At 61.6% G+C, this 17,945-nt stretch carries 19 protein-coding genes; 9 read left to right on the plus strand and 10 right to left on the minus strand.

Annotated elements, in window-relative coordinates:
* From AC5E6N_RS01555 to AC5E6N_RS01565, 3 genes are all read left to right on the plus strand, one after another.
* The coding region (locus AC5E6N_RS01555; protein WP_491746150.1) for an ABC transporter substrate-binding protein at nt 1–1,170 on the plus strand (1,170 nt) is incomplete at its 5' end.
* Between the two features lie 57 nt (nt 1,171–1,227).
* The gene (locus AC5E6N_RS01560; protein WP_491746151.1) at nt 1,228–2,700 is read left to right on the plus strand and encodes an aldo/keto reductase; all 1,473 of its coding nucleotides are present in this window, start codon (nt 1,228–1,230) and stop codon (nt 2,698–2,700) included.
* A 189-nt stretch (nt 2,701–2,889) separates the two neighbouring features.
* Entirely contained in the window at nt 2,890–3,177 is a 288-nt protein-coding gene (locus AC5E6N_RS01565) for a hypothetical protein (protein ID WP_491689230.1), read from the plus strand.
* Between the two features lie 61 nt (nt 3,178–3,238).
* Here the strand turns inward: AC5E6N_RS01565 and AC5E6N_RS01570 are convergent, their stop codons facing one another.
* Complete coding sequence (locus AC5E6N_RS01570; protein ID WP_491746152.1) at nt 3,239–4,069, minus strand: 3-keto-5-aminohexanoate cleavage protein; 831 nt, start codon at nt 4,067–4,069, stop codon at nt 3,239–3,241.
* A gap of 170 nt (nt 4,070–4,239) precedes the next feature.
* Between AC5E6N_RS01570 and AC5E6N_RS01575 the strand changes: the two genes are divergently transcribed.
* From AC5E6N_RS01575 to AC5E6N_RS01585, 3 genes are read left to right on the plus strand one after another with little or no spacing between them, the layout of a single operon-like run.
* On the plus strand, nt 4,240–4,530 hold the full coding sequence (locus AC5E6N_RS01575; protein WP_491746153.1) for a PqqD family protein: 291 nt from the start codon (nt 4,240–4,242) through the stop codon (nt 4,528–4,530).
* Nucleotides 4,531–4,561: 31 nt separating this feature from the next.
* Nucleotides 4,562–4,969 carry a lasso peptide biosynthesis B2 protein gene (locus AC5E6N_RS01580; RefSeq protein WP_491746154.1) on the plus strand — a complete coding sequence of 136 codons (408 nt, stop codon included), beginning with the start codon at nt 4,562–4,564 and terminating at the stop codon, nt 4,967–4,969.
* Entirely contained in the window at nt 4,966–5,955 is a 990-nt protein-coding gene (locus AC5E6N_RS01585) for a hypothetical protein (RefSeq protein ID WP_491746155.1), read from the plus strand. The genes AC5E6N_RS01580 and AC5E6N_RS01585 overlap by 4 nt, the downstream gene beginning before the upstream one ends.
* A 3-nt stretch (nt 5,956–5,958) precedes the next feature.
* On the opposite strand, the gene AC5E6N_RS01590 is transcribed toward AC5E6N_RS01585, so the two are convergent.
* From AC5E6N_RS01590 to AC5E6N_RS01605, 4 genes are read right to left on the minus strand one after another with little or no spacing between them, the layout of a single operon-like run.
* On the minus strand, nt 5,959–6,978 hold the full coding sequence (locus tag AC5E6N_RS01590) for a nucleotidyltransferase family protein (protein ID WP_491746156.1): 1,020 nt from the start codon (nt 6,976–6,978) through the stop codon (nt 5,959–5,961).
* The gene (locus AC5E6N_RS01595) at nt 6,975–7,214 is read right to left on the minus strand and encodes an acyl carrier protein (RefSeq protein WP_491746157.1); all 240 of its coding nucleotides are present in this window, start codon (nt 7,212–7,214) and stop codon (nt 6,975–6,977) included. The genes AC5E6N_RS01590 and AC5E6N_RS01595 overlap by 4 nt, the downstream gene beginning before the upstream one ends.
* Nucleotides 7,211–7,798, minus strand: coding sequence for a GNAT family N-acetyltransferase (locus AC5E6N_RS01600; RefSeq protein WP_491746158.1), 588 nt, complete (start codon nt 7,796–7,798; stop codon nt 7,211–7,213). Before AC5E6N_RS01600 ends, AC5E6N_RS01595 begins: the two co-directional genes overlap by 4 nt.
* Entirely contained in the window at nt 7,795–8,637 is an 843-nt protein-coding gene (locus AC5E6N_RS01605) for a class I adenylate-forming enzyme family protein (RefSeq protein WP_491746217.1), read from the minus strand. The genes AC5E6N_RS01600 and AC5E6N_RS01605 overlap by 4 nt, the downstream gene beginning before the upstream one ends.
* Between AC5E6N_RS01605 and AC5E6N_RS01610 the strand changes: the two genes are divergently transcribed.
* Both AC5E6N_RS01610 and AC5E6N_RS01615 read left to right on the plus strand, forming a co-directional pair.
* Complete coding sequence (locus AC5E6N_RS01610) at nt 8,525–8,941, plus strand: hypothetical protein (protein ID WP_491746218.1); 417 nt, start codon at nt 8,525–8,527, stop codon at nt 8,939–8,941. The genes AC5E6N_RS01605 and AC5E6N_RS01610 overlap by 113 nt on opposite strands.
* 448 nt (nt 8,942–9,389) lie before the next feature.
* Nucleotides 9,390–9,884 (plus strand): MurR/RpiR family transcriptional regulator, encoded by a 495-nt coding sequence (locus AC5E6N_RS01615; protein ID WP_491746159.1) that lies wholly within the window; start codon nt 9,390–9,392, stop codon nt 9,882–9,884.
* Here the strand turns inward: AC5E6N_RS01615 and AC5E6N_RS01620 are convergent.
* The 3 genes from AC5E6N_RS01620 to AC5E6N_RS01630 all read right to left on the minus strand — a co-directional run bounded on the left by AC5E6N_RS01620 (nt 9,881) and on the right by AC5E6N_RS01630 (nt 14,477).
* Nucleotides 9,881–11,227, minus strand: coding sequence for a serine hydrolase domain-containing protein (locus AC5E6N_RS01620; protein ID WP_491746160.1), 1,347 nt, complete (start codon nt 11,225–11,227; stop codon nt 9,881–9,883). The two genes, AC5E6N_RS01615 and AC5E6N_RS01620, sit on opposite strands and share 4 nt — an antisense overlap.
* A gap of 59 nt (nt 11,228–11,286) precedes the next feature.
* Nucleotides 11,287–12,687, minus strand: coding sequence for an alginate export family protein (locus tag AC5E6N_RS01625; protein ID WP_491746161.1), 1,401 nt, complete (start codon nt 12,685–12,687; stop codon nt 11,287–11,289).
* Nucleotides 12,688–12,908: 221 nt separating this feature from the next.
* Nucleotides 12,909–14,477, minus strand: a complete 1,569-nt coding sequence (locus AC5E6N_RS01630) for a GMC family oxidoreductase (RefSeq protein ID WP_491746162.1) — start codon at nt 14,475–14,477, stop codon at nt 12,909–12,911.
* 478 nt (nt 14,478–14,955) lie between these two features.
* Between AC5E6N_RS01630 and AC5E6N_RS01635 the strand changes: the two genes are divergently transcribed.
* Complete coding sequence (locus AC5E6N_RS01635) at nt 14,956–15,585, plus strand: LysE family translocator (protein WP_491746163.1); 630 nt, start codon at nt 14,956–14,958, stop codon at nt 15,583–15,585.
* 9 nt (nt 15,586–15,594) lie between these two features.
* On the opposite strand, the gene AC5E6N_RS01640 is transcribed toward AC5E6N_RS01635, so the two are convergent.
* Together AC5E6N_RS01640 and bcoG are read right to left on the minus strand one after the other, a co-directional pair.
* Nucleotides 15,595–17,016, minus strand: coding sequence for a carnitine 3-dehydrogenase (locus tag AC5E6N_RS01640; protein ID WP_491746164.1), 1,422 nt, complete (start codon nt 17,014–17,016; stop codon nt 15,595–15,597).
* A complete protein-coding gene (gene bcoG, locus AC5E6N_RS01645) occupies nt 17,013–17,942 on the minus strand; it encodes a 3-dehydrocarnitine:acetyl-CoA trimethylamine transferase BcoG (protein WP_491746165.1) in 930 nt (309 codons plus the stop codon). Before bcoG ends, AC5E6N_RS01640 begins: the two co-directional genes overlap by 4 nt.
* Nucleotides 17,943–17,945: the final 3 nt, after the last annotated feature.

Consider the following 17,945-nt stretch of genomic DNA (forward strand, 5'->3'; position numbering starts at 1 on the left):
ACCATCGGCGCGGTCCTGCCGACATCCGTCGACTGGGGCAGACCGATCGCCGCCACCGCGCAATTCGCGGTCGATCTCTTCAACGAGGCCGGCGGCGTCAAGGGCTGCAAGGTCGAAATGACCCTGCGCGACACGCAAACCGACCCGAAGGTCGGCGTGGACGCCGCCAAGGCGCTTGTCGATCTCGAACAGGTTCCGGTCCTGCTCGGCGCGGTGTCGTCCGGCGTCTCCATGCCGATCCTGACCTCGGTCACCGTGCCCTCCAAGGTGATGCAGATGTCCTGCTGCTCGTCGTCGACCGCCTTCACTGCGATCGCCGAGGAAGGCAAGACCGACGGGCTGTGGTTCCGCACCTTCGCGACGACACGCAACCAGTCAGCCGTCGCGGCGCTGCTCGTCAAGGAACGCGGCTACAAGAATGTCGCCATCTTCTACAAGAACGACGACTGGGGGCAGGATATCGGCCGGCTGGTGAAAGCGGACCTTGAAAGCATGGGCATCACCGTGCCTGCTGTCATCGCCATCACCGACGGCCAGTCGTCCTATCGCTCGGAGGTCACCGAAGCGCTGAAGACGCAGCCGGACGCGATCTATCTGGCACTCTATCCGACGGAGGGAACGCTGGTCGCGCGCGAGTGGATATCACTCGGCGGCGCGCAGAAGATGGTGGTCGCCAACTCCTTGAAATCCGATGATTTCCGCGCGGGCGTCGGCATCCAGTATCTCGGCGACACGGTCGGCCACGACAGCGCGCAGCCACGCACCGAAAGCGCCCGCGGCTTTGTCGAGCTCTACAAGGAAAAGTTCGATGCCGAGCCGAACGGCCCGGGCCTGCCCAACAGTTTCGACGCCGCCATGATTGCCATGCTCGCCATGGAAGCGGCGGAAGAAAACACCGGCACGGCCATTGCCGCGTCCGTGGGCAGGGTAACGGACCCCGAGGGCGAGCCGATCTTCCCCAACAAGGAAGGCCTGATGAAGGCCAAGGAACTGCTCGGTGCCGGCAAGTCGATCTCCTACCAGGGCGGAACCGGCCCGGTGAAATTCGACGCCAATGGCGACGTATCGGCTCCGGCGGTTGCCTGGAAGTTCACCGACAGCGGCACGGAGGAGGTGCAGTATTTCACCCTCGACGAAGTGGATGCATTCATCGCATCGCTGAGCAATTGAACCCCCGTGCCCGGCGGCAACGCCGGGCGCATCGCCGTTGTTTGTCGTGGAGGGCTCATGGTGGGCAGAACACCTCGTCGTATTGAACTGGCGCCCGGGCTCGGCGTCAGCCGTATCATCACGGGGCTCTGGCAGGTGGCCGATCTCGAGCGGGACGGCAAGCTGCTTGATCGCGAACAGGCGGCCGGCGTGCTTGTCGATTACGCCGCCGACGGTTTCGACACGTTCGATATGGCGGACCACTACGGCTCGGCCGAGCTGATCAGCGGCGAGGCGCGACGCATGCTGTTGTCGCCAAAGGGCAAAACAGACGCCCGCTTCTTGACCAAATGGTGCCCCGAACCGGACCAGACATCGCCGGAGGCGGTGCGCGCCGGGATTGCCGAGCGGTGCGAGCGGCTCGGTGTCGAGACCATCGACCTGTTGCAACTGCACTGGTGGTCGTTCGACTATCCGGGCTATCTCGATGTGATGGACGCGCTGATGCGGCTCAAGCAGGACGGTGTGATCGGGCAGATCGGCCTGACCAATTTCGACACGGACCACCTTTATCTGCTGCTGCAGCAGGGCTACGAGATCGCAAGCAATCAGGTCTCATGCTCATTGCTTGACCGCCGCGCCCTCGGGCCGCTCAGCGCGCTCTGCCTCGAACGGAACGTCAAGCTGCTCGCCTATGGAACGCTTGCGGGCGGGTTCATCTCGGAGCACTGGCTGGCCAAGCCGGAACCCGGTTCCGTGCCCGACTGGAGCAAGATGAAATACAAGCGTTTCATTGACACGGTCGGCGGCTGGCAGGCGTTCCAGCGCCTGCTTGTGTGCCTTGAAGCCATCGCCGGGAAACACGGGGTGACGATCTCCAATGTCGCCACGCGCTGGATGCTCGACCAGCCCGCGGTCGCGGCCGTCATTATCGGCGCGCGGCTGACGCAATCCGAGCACCGTGCCTCGAATGCCGCCGTTTTCGGTTTCGCGCTTGACGATGCGGACCGGACGGCAATCGAGGAGGTGACACAGGCGATGGACGCGGTGCCGGGCGATTGCGGCGACGAATACCGGCGTCCGCCCTATCTCACAGCGTCCGGAGACCTCAGCCATCACCTCGACCAGCTGCCGCCCGCCTTCGAAACTATGGAAAGCAACGGCCGCATGCAGGCGCTTTCAGGCAGCGAATGGGAGCCGGTGGCAGGATATTGCCGGGCCGTGCGGCATGGCGAGCGGATCCTCGTCAGCGGAACGACAGCGACGCACGGAGAAAACCGTGTCGTCTGTCCCGGCGATGTGCGTGGTCAGACCATCTATATCATCGACAAGATCCTCGGCGCGGTCCGCGCGCTCGGCGGCAGACCCGAAGACATCATCCGCACGCGGATTTATCTGCGCAACGCCGATGACTGGGACGCCGCGTCACGGGTTCACGGCCGCTATTTCGGCGCCATCAGACCCGCCAATACGCTTGTCGAAATCAGCCGGCTGGTGGGCGATTACGATGTCGAGATCGAAGCCGAAGCGGTGGTCACGGACACGCCCTGATGCCGCATGATGCCCCATTTTGTTGAATGTGGTTCTCGCCACAGTCGGCCGCGCGATGCAGCACTAAGATCACGCAGACTTTACTGGACAAGCCTTTCCTCCGCCTGCGTAGGTGATTAACAGGCGAGCCTTTAAGGTCATAGCAAGGGGTAAGGGGTCTTTGCGGGGACAGGTAAAGAGGATTGTGACATGTTGCCCAGGTCGACTCCGCAAATCGCGCTCTTGATGTTCCACAATGCCATCGGACATGCCTATGGCGAGGTGACCAGTCTCGGCTGGCACGGCTGGCTTACCGAAGGCGATATAAGACGCATCGAGGAAGACGCGATCACATTGATACGAAAAGGCGAGGCGCTTCCCGAAACGCTCCACAAATGCGATCCGGGACCGGCCATTGACGATGCCGAGGAACTCGCCCGTGCCTTCTTCCGACACATGCGCGCGCACCGCGCGCGCCAGCCGGTGGTCTGCCAGTAGTCCGGCACGGGCATGACGGGCGGATCGGCGCTCCGGCGGGTGTAGCGGCGAGGTCGGACCGTCAGCCGATTGCCGCCACCAGTTCCCTCACCCGCTCGGCATTGTCGGCGGCAACCAGGCCGTCCCGGTTCAGGAGATTGTTCTCAAAGCCGATGCGCGCCTTGCCACCTCTCCTGATCGCCCCGACCAGGCAGTCGGTCTCGTTTTTTCCGAAGGCGCACAGGCCCCAGTCCACCTCGTCAACGCGGTCGCGCAGGGCAAGCCCGTTCAGGAACGGATCCATATCCGCGACGGCGCTTTGCCGACCCTCGGAATAGCGTCCCAGCACGAACAGGACCTGAAGACTGTCTGCGGGCACGACACCCTCGCCGATCAGCGCAAAGAGCAGCGACAGTTCGTCCGGCTGGTAGAGGATATGCTGCAAATTGACCCCGGCATCGGCGGTCCAGTGATAGAAATCCCCTGAAGCCGCGCGCTCGCCGTCATCCGGCAGCATCTCGCGCAACGCCACCGACACCGTCGCCGGCATGACGTCGCGAACGAGTTTACGCTGATCGGCCGGACTGTACCGGCCGACGGCCTCGGTGGTAATCTGCACCGCCATCTCCGGCACAGTCGCGCCCATTTCCGCTATGAGCTCGCGATAAAGGCCCGCATCCAGAACATGCAGACCGTCGGCATCGCGCACATGAGCATGAACGGCACCGGCGCCGGCCTCGAAACAGGCGGCGGCAGCCTGCACGATTTCAGGAATTGTCACCGGCAAGACCCGGTGATCGGTCCTGGTCCGGCGGGCGCCGTTCGGCGCCACCATAATACGGGGAAGCTTCATCACACGGCGGCCTCTTGATGTGCGGACGACGGGTTCGGTCACAGGGGCATTCGCCGTCATGATGCAAATGTTTCCGGCAAACCGTGTCTTCCATTGGAATTAACGCCAGCTTCAACAATTCACCAAATAGAAATTCCAGTATTAATTTGTCAATTGACAGAAAAATCCAAACAAAATTGGTTTAAATGAATAATTGGTGATAAATACACTGCTGGCGCCAAGGAAATAAAATGGTACTTGATCCGCAATCCAAGTTCAAGCTGTCAGATAAAGCCACTTTCCGCTCTATCGGAGACAATGGCGTTATTCTGAAGACCGATACCGGACAGATTTATTCCTGCAACAGCACGGCGGAAGCTTTTCTTCGGCACATGGACGGCAAACGCGATCTCGGCGAAACCGCGGATGCGGTTTGCGGCGAGTTCGACATAGAGCGCGATGCGCTTTTGAGCGACCTGGAGGAGTTGCTCACATATCTTCAATCCGAAGGAGTGCTCGATCATATCGACGCAAAGCGCTAACGCACAGAACGGCGCACAAACCAGGCAGACGGTGAAACGGCGGCTGTTCCGTCTCGAACTCTGGACGACGGCAAGGCTTTTGCCGCTGCTTGTTGTCGGCCGCGATCTGGCCGGCGCCATGCGGCTCGCGGATGGCGACGGATGGATCCGCTATACCGGTTTCGATCCCGAATTCATTGCCCGTGCCGTCATGCGGGTCACCAGACGGCCCTGGCTGATGCGCGAACGGCGCTGTTTTCGTCAGGGGATTTTGGGCTACCGGTTCCTCAAGAAGGCAGGCCACCGGCCGGAGCTGCATTTCGGCATAAAGGAAAACAGCATCGAACGCGACAAGATCGGCGCCCATTGCTGGGTCGTTGTGGATGGCCGCTCCCTGGTCAACGACATCATGGACGACATGATCCCCATCCATGTTCACAAAGCGGATCAGGGCCCTTGAGCTCCAGATATTTCGACCTTGCCGGTGTGCGTCTCGCACTCGACTGCGCGGACGAGACCCTGATCGCCCCGCTGATGAGCCTCATCGGTCCCTGGGAGTTGCGGGAGACGATATCCGGCGCGCCCGATTTCCACCTTTGCCTCAAGCCCGTCGACAGCATCGATGAACCGGGCGGCGAAACGGTGTTCTACCGGGGTCCGGTCGCAGACGAAGGTCTGTTTCACTTCTCAAGCGGCGCTTCGTCCTGGAGCATTTTTGCGCCGGACGAACTCCTCGCCCGATTTACCGTCGAACAAGGCGCGGCCGTGTTTCTTGTCGCGCCGGGCTGCCGGGCCGCAACGCTCAGCGTCGCCCAGAGCTTCGCACTCGATCAGGTGCTGACAGCCAACGGGCACGCAATGGTTCATGCCGCCTGCGTCGAAACGCCCAACAAGGCGGGCCGGGTGATCCTGCACGCGTCCAGCGGCACCGGCAAGACAACCACATCGCTGGCGCTCGTCGGCGCGGGTTGGAGATTGTGCACGGATGATGCGACCGTTCTTTCGCCGAACCCGCCTGGAAGCGTGATTGTCCGGGGCGTTCCGCGCGCGATCAAGATCCATCGCAACAGCGCCGGCATGCTGCCGTGGCTTTCGCAGATGGTCGACGGCCGGTGCTGGGACGAGAAGGACGAGCAATGGATGGAGCGGTCCACACTGCGCGATCGCGGTTACCTTGCGCAGGACGCGCCGGCCCCCCTGTTGGCGGTGATTGCCCTTCGTCGCACAAGCGGTCCGATGCGCCTTGTCGAACAGGACTGCGTCGACGCGTTCACATCCATCATGGATGACAATATCAGCCTCGGTTCCGCCGGGCTCTTTCCCGGCCACGAGCAGCGAATGGACGTCTACTCCAAAGCCCTCGGTCAGGCCGGCTGTTATCTGCTGGAAATCAATGGACGCCCGCAGGATGCGGCGGCGCTGATAAATTCGCGACTGGGCCGCTGAACGTCACCGCCGGCGCGAGACCAGATGCTGCGCCCAGCGAAAGGCGTGCCTGCGTATCCGCGACCGGTGGCCCGTGTCGTCCCATGTGGCGATCACGCTCGCCGGCGTAACAAGGCTTCGGCTCCGGCGATAGGTTTTGCCGCTTGCAAGGCTGTCGCGAATATGACCGGCCGCGTCGTCCTCGAAGAGCGCATACACCAGGTCAAGACAGACAAGAACCTCGAGCCGGGCCGGAATCGCGTCGAGCACGGAGCGAAGATAGTCGATATCACCCTCATCAAGCCGGCGCGCCGCCTGCAGGACGTCGACGAGCAATTGCAGGCGATGAAATTTGTGGCCGGCAGCCGCGTGAACGACGGCGGTCAGGAGGTTGCCGACGGCGGGATGTTCGCCGTCGGCACAGGCCAGCACATAGTCGTCATACCCGAAGGACAGGCGCCGCCTCAGGCTCGCATAGTGAACCAGGTTGCCATGCAGCTCGATGAGAACATTGTGGTCGTCGGAGCGCACCCATTTCTGCTCCATATTGCGTGCCGACCGGTCAAACCGCTCCTTTTGGTGCAGGATAAAACCGCATTCCCTCAGGATGTCGCCAATGGCGGGTGCGGCGGAGGGATCGGCGAGGAGATCGACATCGGTGAACGGCCGGTCGGACGCCCGGTCGTAAAGCGCCTTGGCGAAAACCTGACCCTTGACGATCCGGGCAGGCAGACCGGCGGCCTCGATGGCATTCATCACCTGCAGCGCCTGCGCCTCCAGAACCATCGCGTGCGCATTGGCAAGAAGCTGTCCCTCGCGGACTTCATCCAGCAACTGGGTATAGGGCGGCTCTTTCGGCACCAGCGCCGCCAGTTTCGGCAATGCGACCGGCTCGATGCCGTGATGGCGGAGCGCCGTGAAAAGCCGCTGTGCATCGACAGATGCGATGTGCCCGGCAGCCGGGCCTTTCGCCTGAGGATCGGCCAGCGCGCACAGCACGGCCGCAAGGGAACGCTGACCGTCCGCGGCGTCCCGTGCGCTCATTTCGGTTCGCTTTCCGTGCCCAGGATGTCGGCGATGGTGCGCACCGATACGATACTGACAATCGCCTCCGGCGTCAGTTGCTTCCCCGAGACTTGCTCGACCGCGAGGATAATATTGACATGGGCGATGCTGTCCCAGCCTTGCAGCGTGTCGATGCCGGCCTCATCGGACAATTGTTCAAGCGGCGTGCGGGTCGCTTCCGCGACGATCCGGCGGGCGTTCTCCATCGCGCTCATCTGTCCGCTCCGGAAATATATGCGGGGAAATCCTCCTGCAACAACTCAAACTGAAGATAGTCGACCGCCGCATTGCGGGTCGTGTCGAAGCTGCAGCGATGCAGCGTCCCGTTGTGATTGAAACCCAGCTTCCTGTAGTTGAGGACCGAGGCGAAGTTGCGCGCCTCGACCGAACCGGTGAAGCGTTCCACATCGGCATGCCGGACAAAATGCGCCATAACCGCCTTGCGCACCTCCAGCGGCACGGACTTGCCCCACCAGTCGCGGTCGAGGATGACGACGCCGAGCGATGCGGATTTGTAGGGCGTAAGGTAGATTTCGTGATAGCCGATGCTCAGTGTGCCGCCTTTCGGCACGATCGCATGGATGAAGCGGGAGCGGCGGTTCGGCAATTTGTATTTGCGCAGGATGCGCAGCCACCCGGCCTTCTTGTCCGAATGGGAAAGCTGGCGAAGGATTTCCGCATCCTCGTTCATCCGCCTGTAGAGTTTGAGCGCCTGCCACTTGCCGGCGACCTCCAGGGAAAAGCGCTCGGTTTCCAGTGTCCGGCTGAGGACCGAAATACGGCGACGGTGCCATTTCACGATGATTTGTCCTGCATCTGCGCCGCCTCGCGGACCCGGTCGCGGACGATCTTTCCGCGTTCGTTCCTGGGAATCTCCTCCAGAATGTAAAGAGCCGCCGGGACAGCTTCGGCCCGTGCCCGCGCCCGGCACCAGTCGCGCACCTCCTGCGTATCGACGGTCGCCCCGTCGGACGGCACGAGCGCGGCGGCAACCGCTTCGCCGCTGACCGGATCGGGGATGGCAAAGGCACAGGCCTCATCGATCTGCGGATGCCGCTCCAGCAGCATGTCGATCTCCTCGGCCTGGATCTTGATACCCGCCCGGTTGATCTCCGACTTGATGCGCCCGACCAGCGTCAGGCATCCGACTTCATCCAGTTCGCCTATGTCGCCGGTGCGGAACCAGCCCGCGACAAACGCCTCCTGCGTCTTGTCGGGCGCATTGAGGTCGTTCTGCATGATGGTCGGGGACTGCACCAGCACCTCGCCCCTGCCGACCGTTGCAATGGTGCGATCGTCCTTCAGAACCGCATAGGTCCCGCCCCATATGCGGCCGACAAAACCATCGCGTCCCTCCGCGTCCGCGAGCATGCCGCCGCCGATCCAGTTTGCGGTCTCGGTCATGCCGAACATGTTGAACACATTTCGGGTACCGATCCATTCGGCGATCGCCGACCACTGATCGGCTGACAGGGGCGCCGATCCGATATGAACCCGCGCCGGGGCCTTGTCGGGCGGCCGGGACATGCGCATCGCCAGCTTCCAGAAGGAAGGAACCGAACTGAGGAAAGAGATGGCGTGGCGATCCATGACCGTGCCGAACGAAGCGATTTCGGAAACGCCCGGGCTGCACCACAAATGGAGCGTGCCGCCCGCCGCCAGCGGGGTGAGGCAGTTCGGGCCCGGCGGCGCCCGGCCCCAGCCAGGCGGACGCGGCGGTGTGCAACATGACATTGCGCCGCTCTTCATCGCTGAGATGCGGATTGACAAGGACGGCACACCGCCCCGCCGCCCAGGCGCCGAACAGGGACATGAGCATGTCGGGGGCATCCGGCTCCGCTACCACAACCGGGCCCGGCCGGCCGGCGGCGCGTTCGTCGATCTCGGCAGCCTTCGCGCCAGCGGCGGCAAAGAGTTCATCCAGATCAAAAGACCGCTGTGAGCGCACATCGACGACACGCGCCGATGCCGGAAGTCCGCTTAAAAAAGGAAGGCCATCAATAGATTTCATCTTTTTCCGCCGTCCCCGTCCGGCAACGATTCACGCATCTGTGAAGACCGGCCGCACGCGTTCCGGTCCGCTTGTGCGCAACCCGGCCTTTCGGTTTCGTCGCATATGAGCCGCTGCAAACTACCGAGAACTTCATTTCAGTAAATACGCTGAATTTCTGATCTTTATGCAATATTAAATCCGGAATTACCGCACCATTATTGTGCATTATCTAGGATATACGTTGCGATTACGGAAAAAGAGAGGTTGGAAAAGCACAATCTCAACCATGGTCTGGCCGAATTTCCCGCAAATCCGTTACAAATGTTTCATGAATTGACAAGGTTGGATTTGTTTTGAAACAGTCGGCTCCTGCCCTTTCGACCGGTGGAGATAGAGGTTGGAACGCCGCGTAACGATCAATGATCTGATCGCCCTTCACTATGAAAACCTCAGTCCGCAACTGAGGTTGGCAGCCGACTATATCGCCGATCATCACCATGATGTGGCAAGCCGTTCGCTGCGGGCCGTCGCGGCAAGCAGCAGTCTCAATCCGCCGACTTTCTCGCGCCTTGCCAAGGCATTGGGCCTGCAATCGCACCAAGACATACGCGAGCTTTGCCGCAAGGAAATCAAATACCGCAGTCTCAGCTTCTCCGAAAAAGCATCGGCGCTGAGGATGGAAGAGACAAATGGCGATGACGCGGAGCAGACGCCCTTCGCACAGCGTCAAACGGCGTCGGCGGTGCGCAATATCAACCAGTTCGCAAACGAACTCGATGTGCCGCGCCTCAGACTTGTCGCGGACCGGCTGGTCCGTTCAAAACGCGTCCTGATCGCGGGCTCAATGGCAGCGGAAAATCAAATGCTTTCATTTAAACCAGACACGCGCTAAGGCCGCGTCAACAGATATTCGGCAACCGCCTGGTAGGCTGGAAGCGACGTCGGATCGATAAGCCCGTTCTGAGCTTGAGGAAACGACGCGAAGCGAACCAGCACCATCTCGGCCTTCGGATCGACATAAATCGTCTGGCCGTGCACGCCGCGTGCGGCATAAGCGCCGTGCTCATTGTGGAACACCCACCATTGGCTCGTGTAACTTCCGCCGGCCAGTGTCGGAAAACCGTCACCGAACCTGCTCCGGTCACCGCCGTTGCGGATATTTTCGACAACCTGCGCCGGAAAGAGGCGCTCGCCGTTGATCACGCCTTCGTTGAGCATCAGGAGCCCGATCCGGCCGAGATCCCTCAATCCCGCCGTCAGCCCGCCGCCGGCAAATGGAACGCCCAGGCCATCGACCGTCTGATAGGCATCCTGCTCGGCGCCCATTCGGCGCCACAGCCGTTCGGACGCCAACTGTGTCACCGGCTTGCCGTAAATCCGTGAAATGACCCAGCCGAGCATATCGGAATTGATCGTCTTGTAATGGAACTCCGAGCCGTGCTCGCCCTCGGGTTCGACTTGTTGAAGATATTCCCAGTAGCCGTTGGGGCCTTGATAATCTTCCGGTTTCGGGAGCGGACTTGCGGCGGCGGAATAGATCCAGATGTCGGCGTTGGGATCGGAATAATCCTCCGAATACCGTACTCCCGTCGTCATATCCATGACCTGCCGAATGGTCGCATTGCCGAAGGCGCTGTCGCCGGTTTCCGGGATCACGTCTGAAACAAGACGTGTTTCGTCGAGATCGCCTTCAACGACCATGATCTCGGCCAAGAGACCGGTAATCGACTTGGTCATCGACATGGCGGCGTGTTTGCCGTCCTCTTCAAGGCAGCCGAAATAGCGCTCATAGACGACGCGACCCCTGTGGATGATCAGGATGCCGTCGGTGTAGTTGGCATAAAGCGACTCCTCCCAGGTCATCGGTTCGCCGGTGTTCATCGGCGTGAATGTCAGGGCGTCGATCTTCTGGCGCTCCGTGGCAAAGTCATGCGGCCGGAGATAGTCCAGCGGCACCGGCGCACCGAGCCCGCGGCTGATTTGTTCGGTCGGAAGGAACTCGCGAAGATGGCACACCGACCAGCGCAGCTTGGGGAAGCTGAAATAGTTGGAATCCGGTTGTGTAATCAGCTTGTCGGGCGGCGGCGGAAAACCCTGCATCCATTCCATTTTATTCGGATCGGACGCCAGGGCATCCAATCGGTCGGACGATTGGGCCAGCGCTGGCCCGCACGTCGCCAGCATGATGGCGGCAAATCCAAACAGGTGCATCGGAACGGCTGCGTATCCAAGCATTTTCGGCTCCCTTGCATTCAGATGTCTATTCGCGAAGTTCCCTGGTTTTCGCGGCCGGTTCAATAATTGATCACGAGGTTCAAAAAGCCCCCATACCAGACCGGGAGGTCCTGGCCGGCTGCCTGGCTGAGTCCGTTGCCAGGCACCGAGGCGCTGACGCCCGCGGTCAGGAAGGTGTTCGGGTTGATGATCCGGCTGTACTCGACAAAAAAATCGTCGGCGAGATAAGGATCGGTGACACCGGTGACGACATTGTCGACACCGGCAATATCGAGGCGCGTCGCCTGGCCGAACTGCACCGGGCTGCGCAATTCATTGGCGCGGATATGCGCATAGCGGAAGGTTACTTTATCCTGTGGCGTCGGATTGACGCTCAATGCCAGCTCATGTGCCTGCACATTCGAATTGATGAAGGTCATGGAGGACTTTGAGCCCGTCGCCCATGTACTCGGATTGCCATCGTAGAAAAGCGGATCGAACCTTTCCTGGCGAGCCGTGTTGGGATCGTCTCCGGAGAATGTCTTGTACGTGTAGGTCAGCGATGGCGACCAGGGTGCGTCAGTCCAGACCTGGCCCGCCTGAAAACGGCCGCCCCAGGCGAGCATGTCGGTTCGGTCGTTCCATTCGACCGCGGCGTCCACGCCGATAAATGAAGACCCGAACCTGTTTTCAAGAGGATTTGTCCGGGCATAGAAGCCGAGCAAATTCAGATTTTCCCGCGCATTCTCAACGATCGTCGGAGCACCGCCTCCGCCCGGAACAACCTGCGGATAGGGGTTGTTTGACTCCAGGATATGGACATAGGTTCCGCCGATATAACCGCCGGCTGACCCGTCAAAGCGCAAATCGAAGCCTGCAAGTTGGTTTTTGTTGTCCGTCGACGGCATTTCGTTCGGGTCCAGGTAAAAAGCCGTTGCCTCGGCGCGGCCATGGGTCAGCCGGCCGATGGCCGCCATCTCCCAGGCTTTTCTCGGTCCAAACTTAAGCGCTCCGCGCTCAAAGCCGCTCGATCCCCCATTGGCGATGAGCATCCCTGTTCCAAGACGCAGTTCCCGGGGACCGACGGAAACATCAAGTTCGACGGAATCATCGAACGTCTTGCGCGCGCCGATATAGGCTTCTTCAACCGTAATCCGCCCGGTATTGCTGAAGTCATAGGCATCGGTTCCCTGGGTGTAGGAGGCGACGAAAGACGCCTTGCCATAGCCGGTAACGCCATCGGGGAAGGTCCTTGAAAAACTGACTCCGGGTTTCACATAGTATTCGATCCACTCCTTGTCCGGGTCGTATTCGAAGACCGGGGCGAATATGTCCGACAGGATCCAGAACAGATTGCCCTCCGCCACGGCGTTGACGCCTGCCTGAAAATGCATCCGCACCTTCAGATTGTCCTCGTCGACGATGAGCATCGGGTCCGCGCTTGCCGCTCGGGCGGCGCCGGCCAAAACCAATGGGGCCACGATGAAGAGGCCTGTCCGCCCAATAAAAGCGGTGTGGAGCAACCCAAAAACCATGCGTCATCCCGGACAATACACCTACGACGAGAGGTATCGCGGACTTGGGGCAATTCAAGGGCCGGGCATCCGGACCGAGGCCTATGGTTCCGGATGCCCGTGTGTATGAACCCGATCCCCCTGAAGCAGCCGCCGGTGTCGTCACAGCCGCCTCGCCCCGGATCAGGTCAGTGTCCGCGCATCATCGCCGCGCATTTCTCGCCGATCATGATCGACGGCGCGTTGGTGTTGGCGTTGATGATGGTCGGCATGATGGATGCATCGGCGACCCTCAGGCCGGATACGCCATGCACGCGCAGCGCGGCATCGACGACGGCCATCTCGTCCGATCCCATTTTGCAGGTGCCGACGGGGTGATAGATGGTCTGCGAATAGTTGCGCACGAACTCGGCCAGATCCTCGTCGCTCTCAACATCCGCGCCGGGCAGGTATTCATCGCCGCGGAATTCATCGAAGGCCTGCGAATTCAGGATCTTGCGCGCGATCTTCACGCCCTCGACCACCACATCGAGATCGCGGCTGTCGCTGTAGGTGCCGGGGTCGACGTTCAGATTGTCCGCCACATCCGAAGACGCCAGCGTCACCCGGCCCTTGCTGCGGGTGCCGACGATGCCGGGCAAAGCGGTCAGCCCGTGGCCCTCAGGGTTGCCCGCGCCGTCAAGAATGAACCAGCCCGGAGCAAAATGGAACTGCAGGTCCGGTGCCTCGGCGTCCTCATGAACGGTGAGAAAGCCGCCCGCTTCGCCGATATTGGACGTCAGCAGCCCCATGCCCTCGGCCAGTTTCTCGGCTTCGGCCGGATCGGTCGCGCCGGCGAGGCTGATCTCCTGCGTGCAATGATACGCCACCGGCGCCATGAAATGGTCCTGCAGGTTCTCGCCGACGCCCGGCAGATCCTTGACCACGGCGATGCCATGCTCCTGCAGTTGCGCCTTCGGGCCGATGCCCGACACCATCAGCAATTGCGGCGAACCGTAGGCGCCGGCGCTGACAACGACCTCCCTGTTGCAATGGGCGATCTGTGTTCCGTCGGGGGTTTCGAACTCGACCCCGATGCAGGTCTGCCCGTCCATCACCAACCGTTTGGTCATGGCCGAGGTGATCACCGTCAGATTGTCGCGTTCCAGCGCCGGATGCACATAGGATACGGCGGCCGATCCGCGCATGCCCTTGCGCTGGGTCACCTGATAAAGGCCGAACCCTTCCTGTTCGCCGTCATTGAAATCATCGTTGAGCGGATATCCCTGCTCTTCAGCCGCTTTCACGAATGCCACAGACAACGGGTTCGGGTCGCGAGGATCGGCCACGGTCAACGGGCCGCCCGAAGCGTGCAGCGGCATGTCCCCGCGCTCCTGATTTTGCCCTTTCAGGAAAAACGGCAGGATATCCTTCCAGCCCCAGCCGGTGATGTTTCCCCTGTTCCAGCTATCGTAATTGGCGGGCGCGCCGCGCTGATAGATCATCGCGTTGATCGATGAACATCCCCCAAGAACCTTGCCGCGCGGCGAATAGAGCTGACGTCCGTTCAGCCCCTCCTGCTCGCTTGACGAATAGTCCCAGTCGAGATCGGTCTTGAACAGGGTCGGAAACGCAACGGGCACGTGAACCGCCTCCTGATCGGCGTCGGTCGGTCCGGCTTCCAGCAGCAACACGCTGGTCTTGGGGTTTTCGGAAAGCCGGGCAGCCACTGCGCATCCCGCCGATCCCGCGCCCACGACAATATAGTCAAATTTCATGAATACCTCCCAGTTACTCATTGGCCGCCTGAACGCGACCTACCCAAAGAGGTATCCTCCGCGCCGGGCATAGCAACCCTTGGACAGTCATAATTGTGTCAGGGCGCGGGCCGGCGACACGCCTTGTAACGTGCACCCCCATCGGTCAGGGGTATCGTGCGCTTCGAGCCCGGAACACTGCCGGGCTTCAGATATCCTCGTCGAAATAGGGCAGGTCGGCGAGCGGGACATTCATGATAACGGCCATTGCGGGCGCTGACAGGTTGCCCGGCACCGCTTGTCCGCGTTCTCACGTCCTCATTCTCGCCCTGGCCGGTTTCGCCGTAGAATGGCGTCGCTTGAAGCACATGGCAAGTAATGCGGCCTTTGTCGATTGCCCCGCAGCATGACACTCAAAATGGACCTTTTGGAGTCAGCCGGCTACCGCAACGCCTTCACATGGTTTAAAAACACCCGCTGCCGCCGGGAGTAAAAAGCGATGAACTATGAAATCTGGCTTGTCTTCCTGATGACGGTTCTGGCGTTTATGGTGACGCCCGGGCCAAGCCATCTGCTGATGCTTTCCAACAGCATGACCCACGGGTTCCGGCCCTCACTGGCAACAGCGGTGGGAGACCTGACGGCAAATGCTCTTCAGATGCTTGCGGCCGGGCTTGGGCTGGCGGCGCTGCTGATCGCGTCTCAAGGCGCGCTGGCATTCGTTAAATGGGCAGGTGTTTGCTATCTCGTCTGGATGGGTATCCGGATGTGGCGCAATGCCGGAGCGGTCTCATCCGCGGTGGGCACAGCGCCGAATGCGGCCCTCAAAACACTATGGATGCAGGGTTTCATAACCTCGGCCGCCAATCCCAAGGCCGTGGTGTTTTTTGCCGCGCTGTTTCCGCAATTCATCGATCCCTCGCAACCGTTTCTTCAGCAGTTCCTCATTCTCTCGGTGACCTACATCGCCATTGACGGCACCTTTCTGGCAAGCTACGGCGCCGGAGCCGGCTGGCTCGCCTCCCGTCTCAAGGGCAGGGCAACCGCGGCAATCCATCGCGTCGGGGCAACGTTCCTGATCGGCGCCGCCCTGCTGCTCGGCCTGAAAACGCTGCGGGAAGCGCGCTGAGCCGCTCGTTTACGTGCCGCTGCCCGTATGACCGGCTCCTTCCGGCCACGGCAGGGTGCTGTGCTCCGAGGCGATCGCCGCCAGGCTCGCCGCGACATCAGGCTGCGGAAGCGTTGATTTGCGCAGTTCCAGATCCACATGGACCAGCAGCGTTTCCATGGTTGCGGCGAGCGCGCCGTCGGCGCGGAACAGACGGTGGAAGAGCCGCATCTTCTTGCCGGCGCCTGACAGCACCTGGGTCGTCACGACAACCATCTCGCCCGCCCGGATTTCCGCCAGATACCGGATACGGTTTTCGACGGTGAAGTAGCTGTTCCCGGCCGCGATGTAGGACGGTCCGCAGCCGATCATTTCCATGAAGCGGTCCGTCGCCTGGGACGCGATTTCGACGTAATGCATCTCGTTCATATGGCCGTTGTAATCGGTCCAGTCCTTCGGCACGACGCGGCGGGCGGTGACCGGAAGATCGCCGTCTTCGGCATGCGGCAGGCTGACCTCATGGTCGTTGATCAAACGGCCGGCGCCGCTGCCGGTCTTCTTCAGCGCCCGCATCATCGCGACCAGATTGTCGTCACGCAGCCGCTCCAGGGCACGAATGGACATGTGGCCCGACTGGGCATCGGACTGCCCGGCAATCAGGTCGACCAGTTCGTCGTCGAACGCCGGCACGTCCACCAGCTTTGTCCAGGGCCATTGCAGCGCGGGACCGAATTGCGCCATGAAGTGCTTCATGCCCGCCTCGCCGCCGGCGATACGATAGGTCTCGAACAGCCCCATCTGCGCCCAGCGCAGCCCGAAACCCATGCGGATGGCCTCATCGATTTCCTCCGTGGTGGCGATACCGTCCTTGACCAGCCACAGGCTCTCGCGCCAGACCGCCTCCAGCAGGCGATCCGCGACATGCGCGTCGATTTCCTTGCGGATCACGAGAGGGTACATGCCGATCGAGCGCAGGATCCCGGCGCCGCGCTCGCACTGCGTCGCATCGCCGACCAGTTCGACCAGCGGCAGAAGATAGACGGGGTTGAACGGATGGGCGACGATCACGCGCGCGCCTTCGGCGGTCAACTGCGACGGTTTGAAACCCGAGGTGGAGGAACCGATGATCGCATCGGCCTTCGCCAGCCCCGTCAAACGCGCATGCACCGCATGTTTGACGTCGAGCCGTTCCGGCACGCTCTCCTGAACCCAGTCGGCGTCGCTCAAGGCTTCGGCGAGGTCGCCGCAGAAGGAAAGCGTGCCCTCCTCCGGCAGGGCCCTGTCATAAAGGGCCGGTAGAGAGCGGCGCGCATTGGCAAGCACGTCGCCGATCTTGCGCTCGGCCTGCGGCTCCGGATCGAACACACAGACATCCCAGCCGTTGAGCAGAAAGCGCGCGGCCCAGCCGCCGCCGATGACGCCGCCGCCGACAATGCAGGCCTTGCGCGTCATGCCGCGCTTCCCCGGGCTGCAGGCGGCCGCTTGACCAGACCGAGCGTTTCGCGCACCGCGGCAGGTCCGATGACATTTGCCCCCATGTTCTCGATGATATTCACCGCGCGCTCGACAAGCTGCGCATTGGTGGCCAGCACGCCTTTTTCAAGAAAGAGATTGTCCTCAAGGCCGACGCGGACATTTCCACCCGCCAGGACGGCAGCCGCCGCGAAGGGCATCTGATCGCGCCCCAGGGAAAAGGCGGACCAATGCCAGTCCGCAGGCACGTTGTTGACCATCGCCATGAAGGTGTTGAGGTCGTTGGGCGCGCCCCAGGGAACCCCCATGCAAAGCTGAACCAGCGCCGGGCCGGAGAGGACGCCTTCTTCGACCAGCTGTTTTGCAAACCACAACTGGCCGGTATCAAAGGCTTCGATCTCGGGCTTCACGTCCAGCTCGGTCATCATCCGGCCCATGGCGCGCAGCATGCCGGGCGTGTTGGTCATGACGTAGTCGGCTTCGGCAAAATTCATCGTGCCGCAATCGAGGGTGCAGATTTCAGGCCGGCAGTCAGCCACATGCGCCACACGTTCAGCGGCGCCGGCCATATCCGTGTCCCGATCGTTGAGCGGCAGCGGCGCTTCGGCCGGGCCGAAAACCATGTCGCCGCCCATGCCGGCCGTCAGGTTCAAAACCACATCGACGTCCGCAGCGCGAATGCGCTCCGTGACGTCGCGATAAAGGTCGGGCCGGCGGCTTGGCGCGCCGGTTTCGGGGTCGCGCACGTGGCAATGGACCACGGCGGCGCCGGCTCTGGCGGCGTCGATGGCAGCGTTGGCAATCTGCTCGGGGCTGCGCGGCACATGCGGGCTGCGATCCTGCGTGCCGCCCGAGCCCGTCACCGCGCAGGTGATGAAAACGTTCCGGTTCATGGTCAGCGGCATGAT

Source organism: Hoeflea sp., assembly GCF_984452065.1.